The 7,166-nt window shown below is 61.8% G+C and carries 8 protein-coding genes; all 8 read left to right on the top strand.

What is annotated here, in order from left to right; all coding sequences use genetic code 11:
* Nucleotides 1-612, top strand: a 612-nt coding sequence (locus tag RDL77_RS22135) for a protocatechuate 3,4-dioxygenase subunit beta (protein ID WP_288194730.1), incomplete at its 5' end; no start/stop codon positions are given.
* Complete coding sequence (gene pcaG, locus RDL77_RS22130) at nucleotides 612-1,226, top strand: protocatechuate 3,4-dioxygenase subunit alpha (protein ID WP_288194729.1); 615 nt, start codon at nucleotides 612-614, stop codon at nucleotides 1,224-1,226. The genes RDL77_RS22135 and pcaG, both read left to right, overlap by 1 nt.
* 3 nt (nucleotides 1,227-1,229) lie before the next feature.
* Nucleotides 1,230-2,303: a 3-carboxy-cis,cis-muconate cycloisomerase gene (locus RDL77_RS22125; RefSeq protein ID WP_288194728.1), complete on the top strand. Its 1,074-nt coding sequence runs from the start codon at nucleotides 1,230-1,232 to the stop codon at nucleotides 2,301-2,303.
* A gap of 130 nt (nucleotides 2,304-2,433) precedes the next feature.
* Nucleotides 2,434-3,606, top strand: a complete 1,173-nt coding sequence (locus tag RDL77_RS22120; RefSeq protein ID WP_223615894.1) for an ABC transporter substrate-binding protein — start codon at nucleotides 2,434-2,436, stop codon at nucleotides 3,604-3,606.
* Nucleotides 3,607-3,831: 225 nt separating this feature from the next.
* Nucleotides 3,832-4,695 carry a branched-chain amino acid ABC transporter permease gene (locus RDL77_RS22115; protein ID WP_288194727.1) on the top strand — a complete coding sequence of 288 codons (864 nt, stop codon included), beginning with the start codon at nucleotides 3,832-3,834 and terminating at the stop codon, nucleotides 4,693-4,695.
* A gap of 1 nt (nucleotide 4,696) precedes the next feature.
* Nucleotides 4,697-5,704, top strand: coding sequence for a branched-chain amino acid ABC transporter permease (locus tag RDL77_RS22110; RefSeq protein WP_288194726.1), 1,008 nt, complete (start codon nucleotides 4,697-4,699; stop codon nucleotides 5,702-5,704).
* Nucleotides 5,701-6,465 (top strand): ABC transporter ATP-binding protein, encoded by a 765-nt coding sequence (locus RDL77_RS22105; protein ID WP_288194725.1) that lies wholly within the window; start codon nucleotides 5,701-5,703, stop codon nucleotides 6,463-6,465. The genes RDL77_RS22110 and RDL77_RS22105 overlap by 4 nt, the downstream gene beginning before the upstream one ends.
* Nucleotides 6,446-7,165 carry an ABC transporter ATP-binding protein gene (locus RDL77_RS22100; protein WP_223615890.1) on the top strand — a complete coding sequence of 240 codons (720 nt, stop codon included), beginning with the start codon at nucleotides 6,446-6,448 and terminating at the stop codon, nucleotides 7,163-7,165. The genes RDL77_RS22105 and RDL77_RS22100 overlap by 20 nt, the downstream gene beginning before the upstream one ends.
* The last annotated feature ends 1 nt before the right edge of the window (nucleotide 7,166 follow it).

The raw sequence follows: 7,166 nt of genomic DNA, 5'->3' as shown, positions 1-7,166 counted from the left end.
AACGCCGGGTCGGAATCCCCGGGCCGGGTGTTCGTCCCGGCGCGGCCCGGCGAACGGGAGGCGGCCCTGACCCACAATTTTCCCGGGGTGGGTAAAGGCGCCCCCGCCCGGCGCTTCTTCGTGCAGGGCCGGGTGGGGGACGGGCGCGGTCGCGGGGGGGGGGGTGCGCTGCTCGAATTCGGGCAGGCCAATGCGGGCGGCCGCTACCGCCACAAGCGCGAGGGTTATCTCGCGGCGCTCGATCCGAACTTTGGCGGCTGCGGCCGCACCATCACGGATGAGGATGGCTATTACCGGTTCCGCACGGTCAAGCCCGGCGCCTATCCCTGGCCGAACGGCGTCAATGACTGGCGTCCGGCCCATATCCATTTTTCCGTTTTCGGGCACGGATTTGCCCAGCGGCTGATCACGCAGATGTATTTCGAGGGCGATCCGATGATCTGGCAATGCCCCATCGTCAAATCGATCCCCGACAAGGCGGCCATCGAGCAATTGATCGCCGCGCTCGACCGCCAGAACACCATCCCCATGGATGCGCGCGCCTACAAGTTTGATATCGTGCTGCGCGGCCGCCGTTCCACGCTGTTCGAGAACCGCCTGGAGGGCAATTGATGGTTCAGTCTCTGGGTTTTCTCAAGGAAACGCCGTCGCAGACGGCGGGACCCTATGTGCATATCGGCTGCACGCCGAATTTCTCGGGGATCACGGGCGTTTACGATACCGATCTTGGTGTTGCCATGGTCAATGACAAGACGCTGGGTGAACACGTCACGTTGCGCGGCCGGATTTTTGACGGGACCGGCACGCCGCTGCGCGATGCGCTGGTGGAAATCTGGCAGGCGGATGCTGCGGGACTGTACAACAGCCCCTCGGAAATGCGCGGTACAGCCGATGTGAATTTCACCGGATGGGGCCGCTGCCCGACGGATATGGAAACCGGCGAATATGTGTTCGAGACGATCAGGCCCGGCCGTGTGCCCTATAAGGACGGCAGGTTGATGGCACCGCATGTGACGCTGTGGATCGTGGCGCGCGGCATCAATATCGGTCTGCAGACCCGCCTGCATTTCGCTGATGAAGAGGCCGCGAACGCCGAAGACCCGGTGCTGCAGCGCATCGAGCACCGCAACCGCGTGCCGACGCTTCTCGCCCGTAAGGATGGTTCGACCTTCCATTTCGATATCCATCTGCAGGGGGAGAAGGAAACTGTCTTCTTCGATATCTGACTGATGAGTATCTCGCCCTTCGATCATCCGTTTCTTTCCGGCCTTCTCGGCGCGCAAGCGGCGACGGACTGGTTTTCCGCCAGCGCCGATATTGCCGCGATGCTCGATTTCGAGGCGGCACTGGCGCAGGCACAGGCGGATGAAGCGGTCATCTCCGCCGATGCCGCGCGGGCAATTGCAACAGCCTGCCGGTCTTTCGTGCCTGATATGATGGCCTTGAAGGCCGCGACCGCCCGCGACGGTGTCGTCGTGCCGGAACTGGTGCGGCAGCTGCGGGCTGTCATTCCCGAGGACCATCGGAACGCCCTGCATTTCGGCGCAACCAGTCAGGATGTCATCGATACGAGCCTGATGATCCGGCTGAAGCCTGCCATTGCCTGTCTTGCCGAGGGGCTGGACGATGTGATTGCGGGGTTGGATCGGCTCGAGGCTGCCTTTGGCGCAAACAGCCTGATGGGGCATACACGCATGCAGGCGGCTATCCCCATCACCGTGCATGACCGCATCGACGCGTGGCGGGCACCCTTGTTTCGCGACAGGGAACGGCTCACCTTTCTCACCCGGGCTTTTCCGGTCATTCAACTGGGCGGTGCAGCGGGCACGCTGGAAAAGCTTGGCGATAAGGCGAATGCCGTTCGGCAGCGCCTTGCCGCGGCGCTCGGCCTGCATGACGCGCCGCAGTGGCACAGCCAGCGCGACCGTATCGCAGATTTCGCCGGTTTCCTTGCGCTCGTGACGGGCAGTCTGGGAAAAATCGGGCAGGATATTGCCTTGCTTGCACAATCCGGCGGCGAGATCAGCCTTCGTGGCGGGGGAAGTTCATCGGCGATGCCGCACAAGCAGAATCCGGTTCAGGCTGAACTGCTTGTCACACTCGCCCGCTACAACGCCACGCAGCTTTCCGGCATGCACCAGGCGCTGGTGCACGAGCAGGAGCGGTCCGGCGCGGCCTGGACACTGGAGTGGATGATCCTGCCGTCCATGGTCATGGCATCAGCGACATCGCAGCAGGCGACGGGCAGCCTGTTGTCTTCCATAACGGGGCTCGGAAGCGGCAAGTCACCGGAACAATCATAACTCAGGGATTATGCAATAGCGCATAGTTTTCATTTTACATTACCAACCGGTATGAGACATTGAACGAAACATTCCAAACGGACCAGATGAGGAGAATGATCTGGCCGGCAGGGGATCAAAGGGAGGAATGATGAAAAAGCTTATTCTGGCTGCAGCGGCAGCCGTCCTGCTTGGCGGCGTGGCCTATGCCGATGTGATCAAGATTGGCGTGGTCGGCCCGTTCTCGGGCCCGTTCGCCATTCAGGGCAAGAACTTCAAGGCTGGCATTGACGCCTATATCGCCACCCATGGCAACAAGATCGGCAATGATACCATCGAAGTGCTGTATCGCGACGTGCCGCAGGCTGACCCCGCGCAATCAAAGGCGCTGGCACAGGAACTGGTGGTGAAGGAAGGCGTGCAGTATCTCGCGGGCTTCTATTTCACCCCCGATGCCATGGCTGTCACGCCGCTGCTGCAGCAGGCCAATGTGCCGCTGGTGGTCATGAATGCCGCGACCTCGGCCATTGTCACCAAGAGCCCCTATGTGGTGCGCACATCGTTCACCACCTGGCAGACGTCCGCGCCGATGGCCAAAATTGCCCGCGAGCGCGGTATCGAGAAAGCCATCACCGTGGTCAGCGATTACGGGCCGGGCGTGGATGCGGAAAACGCGTTCAAGACCACCTTCGAGAAGGAAGGCGGCAAGGTTGTCGAATCCATCCGCATGCCGCTGTCGACCAATGATTTCAGCCCGGTCATGCAGCGCGTGCGCAATTCCGGGGCGCAGGCGGTCTTTGCGTTTCTGCCGTCGGGCCCGACGACGCTGGGTTTTGTCAAAGCCTACAATGAAAATGGCCTGAAGGAAGCAGGTGTCCAATTCCTTGCGCCCGGCGATCTGACGCAGGAATCCGATCTGCCGGCGCTTGGCGATGCGGCGCTCGGTATCCTCACCACGTTCCATTATGCCATTGCGCATGACTCGCCCGAGAACAGGGCCTTTGTCGAGGCCGCGCGCAAGGCCATCGGCAATCCGGCAGAACTTTCATTCCCTTCAGTCGGCGCCTATGACGGCATGCATGTGATCTACAAGATGATCGAAGCCACCGGCGGCAAGCAGGATGCCAAGAAGGCGGTCGATGCGGTGAAGGGTCTTGCCTGGGAAAGCCCGCGCGGTCCGGTGTCCATTGATCCGGAAACCAGGCACATCACGCAGAACATCTATCTGCGCGAAGTCGCCAAGGGCAGCGACGGCGCCTATTACAACAAGGAAATCAAGACGTTCGAGAAACAGCCCGACCCCGGTCTGGCTGCGGCCAAGTAGGCGATAGCCGATGCGAAATTTATCTGATTCAGGCACCCCCCTCTGTCCTGCCGGACATCTCCCCCACAAGGGGGGAGATCAGCCTGCATCACTGTTTCAGTCAGTTCTGAGACATCGCAAAGTCAGTACACGTGCAGATGTCGAGGTGATCTCCCCCCTTGTGGGGGAGCTGGGCGGAAGCCCAGAGGGGGGTGATAGCCTTCTTTCCGTGACCGGGATGATCTGATGCAGGTTTTCTTCAGCATAGGCGTCGATGCGCTCGCCTACGGGATGGTGCTTTTCATCATCTCCATCGGCCTGTCCGTGACCATGGGGCTGATGCGCGTCGTCAACCTTGCCCATGGCGCCTTCGCCATGATCGGCGGCTATATCGCGTCCTATGCGGCGCGCGATCTGGGCCTCGGCTACGGTTTTGCCATCATTCTCGCCGTCATCGGCACGATCGTCATCGCCATTCCGCTGGAGCGCTTCCTCTATCGCCGCATCTATGGCGCGCCGGAACTGACGCAGGTGCTGATGACCATCGGCATCACCTTCTGCGTCATCGGCCTCGCCAATTATGTCTTTGGCCCGACATTGAAAACCATTCCCCTTCCCGCCGCCCTGCAGGGTCCGGTCAATCTCGGTTTCCGCACCATCGCCGCCCACAAGCTGTTTGCCATTGCTTGCGGCGTCGCCGTGGCGCTCGGCCTGTGGTTCCTCATCGAGCGCACCTCGTTCGGGGTCAAGCTGCGCGCCTCCGTCGACAACACCGCCATGGCCGCTTCGCTCGGCGTGCGCACGCGGATCGTTTATGCCGCAAGCTTTGCGCTCGCTGTGGGGCTTGCTGCCTTCGGCGGCGTGATCGGTGCGGAGCTTTTGCCCGTCGAGCCCTATTATGCGCTGCGCTATATGGTGACCTTCCTCGTTGTCGTTTCGGTCGGCGGTGCCGGTTCCATTCCGGGCGCCCTCATTGCCTGCCTTCTGCTTGGCGCCATCGACACGACAGGACGCTATCTCGTGCCTGAATATGGCGAATTCTTCTTCTATCTCGCGGTGATTGCCATCGTCTGGGTGTTTCCGCGCGGCCTTCTCGGAAGGGCGAAATGACATGAGTGCCACCGACATCTCCCCGTCCGCCGCTCCGGCTGTCCGCACGGGCAGACCATGGCAGCGTGATCTTATCGGCGTTGCCGTCATCCTCCTGGCTGCTATCGGCGGCTACGTCCTGTTTCCGGACAATCTGGCACTTTTGACCCGCATCATCGCCATCATGCTGCTGGTGTTGTCGCTTGACCTCGTCACGGGGTATTGCGGTGTTGCAACCCTCGGCCATGCTGCGCTGTTCGGTGCGGGGGCCTATGCGGCAGGCATTGCTGCCGTCACCTTTGGCATCACCGAACCGCTGAGCATGATCGGTATTGGCGCGATCGCCGGAGCCGTTGCCGGTCTTGTCTCCGGCGTCGTCATCCTGCGCGGCCATGGCCTTGCCCAACTGGTCCTGTCCATTGCGGTCATTCACCTCTTCCATGAAGCGGCCAACAAGGCGTCCACCTATACCGGCGGCAGCGACGGCCTTTCCGGCATCGCACCCGATCCGCTGCTTGGGCTCTTTGCCTTCGATCTCTGGGGGCGGACGGCCTACGTCTTCGGTATCGTCCTGCTCATCGCTGTCTTTGTTCTCCTGCGTATCCTCGTGCGCTCGCCCTTCGGCATGCTGTGCCGCGGTATCCGCCAGGACCCTGTCCGCGTCAGCGCCATGGGCGCTTCGGTCAAGGCGAGCCTGATCAGGATGTATGTGATATCGGGCGCCGTTGCCGGCATTGGCGGTGCGCTCAATGCGGTGTCAACGCAGGTCGTCGGGCTCGACAGCCTGAGCTTCACCAACTCAGCCGAGGCGCTGGTCATGCTGGTGCTGGGCGGTGCGGGCTCGCTCTTTGGCGCGCTTGCCGGCACGGTCGTGTTCATGTGGTTTGAGCATGTGGTCTCCGCCGCCAATCCGTTTCACTGGCTGACCATTGTCGGCGCCTTGCTGATTGCCGTTGTGCTCTTCGCGCCGAAGGGGCTCTATGGCACGGCGGCAGATCTCGCCAGACGTTTTGCAAGGAGCAATCCATGAGTGCGGTCTTTGCAGTCGAACGGCTGAAAAAATCCTTTGGCGGGCTGGATGTCACCCGGGATGTTTCGCTGTCCATGGCACGGGGAGACCGGCTGGCGCTGATCGGCCCGAACGGCGCGGGGAAAACCACCTTCGTCAATCTGGTGACCGGGCACCTGCAGGCGAGTTCCGGACGGGTGCTGATGGACGGCGAGGATATCTCCCGCTTCAGTCCGATGCGGCGTGTGCGTGCCGGGCTCGTGCGTTCCTTTCAGGTCACCCGGTTGTTCTCGGAAATGACGCCTGAGGAGCATGTGGCGCTGGCCATCCTGCAGCGCGAGGGCAAATCCGGGCGCATGGCCGGGAATTTTCATGCCATGCCGCAGGTCATGCGCGAAATGCGCGGCATCCTTGAAACGCTCAATCTCGGTGCGCTTGCATCCGTGCCGGTGGGCGCGATCGCCTATGGCCAGCAGCGCCTCCTGGAAATTGCCCTGGCGATGGCGCTGCGCCCGAAGGTGCTGCTGCTGGATGAACCGGCGGCGGGCGTGCCGCACAGCGATACGTTCCTGATCGAAAATGCGCTTGCGCAATTGCCCGACGATCTCGCGGTGCTGATGATCGAGCATGACATGGATCTTGTTTTCCGCTTTGCCAAGCGCGTCGTGGTGCTGGCTGCCGGGGCGGTCATCTTTGATGGTTCGCCACGCGACGTGACCGAAGATGCGCGGGTGCGCGAAGCCTATCTGGGGAGCTATGCCCATGCCAGCAGCGCAGCTTGAAGTGGAAAACCTGTGCGCGGGCTATGGCCCGACGCGGGTGATCGAGAATATTTCTTTCACCGCGGCAGCCGGGTCACGCGTGGCCGTGCTCGGCCGCAACGGCGTCGGCAAGACGACACTCTTCGCAACGCTTGCCGGACAGACGAAGCGCTATGACGGGACCATCAAACTCGGCAACAGCGACCTGACCGCAATGGACAGCGCCGCGCGCGCCTGGAGCGGGCTCGGTTTCGTTCCGCAGTCGCGGGCGATTTTTCCATCGCTGACGGTGGAGGAAAATCTGTTCGTCGGGCTGAAGGGCAGGCCGCGCAGCGCATTGCAGGAAGCCTATGACATGTTTCCGCGCCTGTACGAACGGCGCACCAATTCCGGTTCAAAACTGTCAGGCGGCGAACAACAGATGCTGTCCACGGCCCGCACCATCCTTGGCCGCCCTTCCCTGCTGCTTCTGGACGAACCGCTGGAAGGACTGGCGCCGGTTATCTGCGAGGAACTGATGGCGGCGTTTTCACGCCTCGCTTCCAGCGGTGAAATGACGATCCTCCTGGTGGAGCAGCGCATCCAGAGCGCCTTGGAATTTGCCGAACGTGTCATTATTCTCGAACGCGGGCGCATCGTCTGGGACGGCTCGTCGGAGCAGTTGTCCAGGGACGATGAAACGGTTCATCAGCTGCTTGGCGTGTCGAGCCTTGCCCATTGAA

The sequence above is a fragment of the uncultured Phyllobacterium sp. genome (genome assembly GCF_902479695.1).
Lineage (GTDB): Bacteria > Pseudomonadota > Alphaproteobacteria > Rhizobiales > Rhizobiaceae > Phyllobacterium > Phyllobacterium calauticae.
Note: the sequence above shows the minus strand (reverse complement) of the source record. Positions and strands in the feature narration are given on the sequence as shown.

Coding starts and splice junctions, on each gene's coding strand:
- pcaG (WP_288194729.1), top strand. CDS start 612: ATGGTTCAGTCTCTGGGTTTTCTCAAGGAAACGCCGTCGCAGACGGCG.
- RDL77_RS22125 (WP_288194728.1), top strand. CDS start 1,230: ATGAGTATCTCGCCCTTCGATCATCCGTTTCTTTCCGGCCTTCTCGGC.
- RDL77_RS22120 (WP_223615894.1), top strand. CDS start 2,434: ATGAAAAAGCTTATTCTGGCTGCAGCGGCAGCCGTCCTGCTTGGCGGC.
- RDL77_RS22115 (WP_288194727.1), top strand. CDS start 3,832: ATGCAGGTTTTCTTCAGCATAGGCGTCGATGCGCTCGCCTACGGGATG.
- RDL77_RS22110 (WP_288194726.1), top strand. CDS start 4,697: ATGAGTGCCACCGACATCTCCCCGTCCGCCGCTCCGGCTGTCCGCACG.
- RDL77_RS22105 (WP_288194725.1), top strand. CDS start 5,701: ATGAGTGCGGTCTTTGCAGTCGAACGGCTGAAAAAATCCTTTGGCGGG.
- RDL77_RS22100 (WP_223615890.1), top strand. CDS start 6,446: ATGCCAGCAGCGCAGCTTGAAGTGGAAAACCTGTGCGCGGGCTATGGC.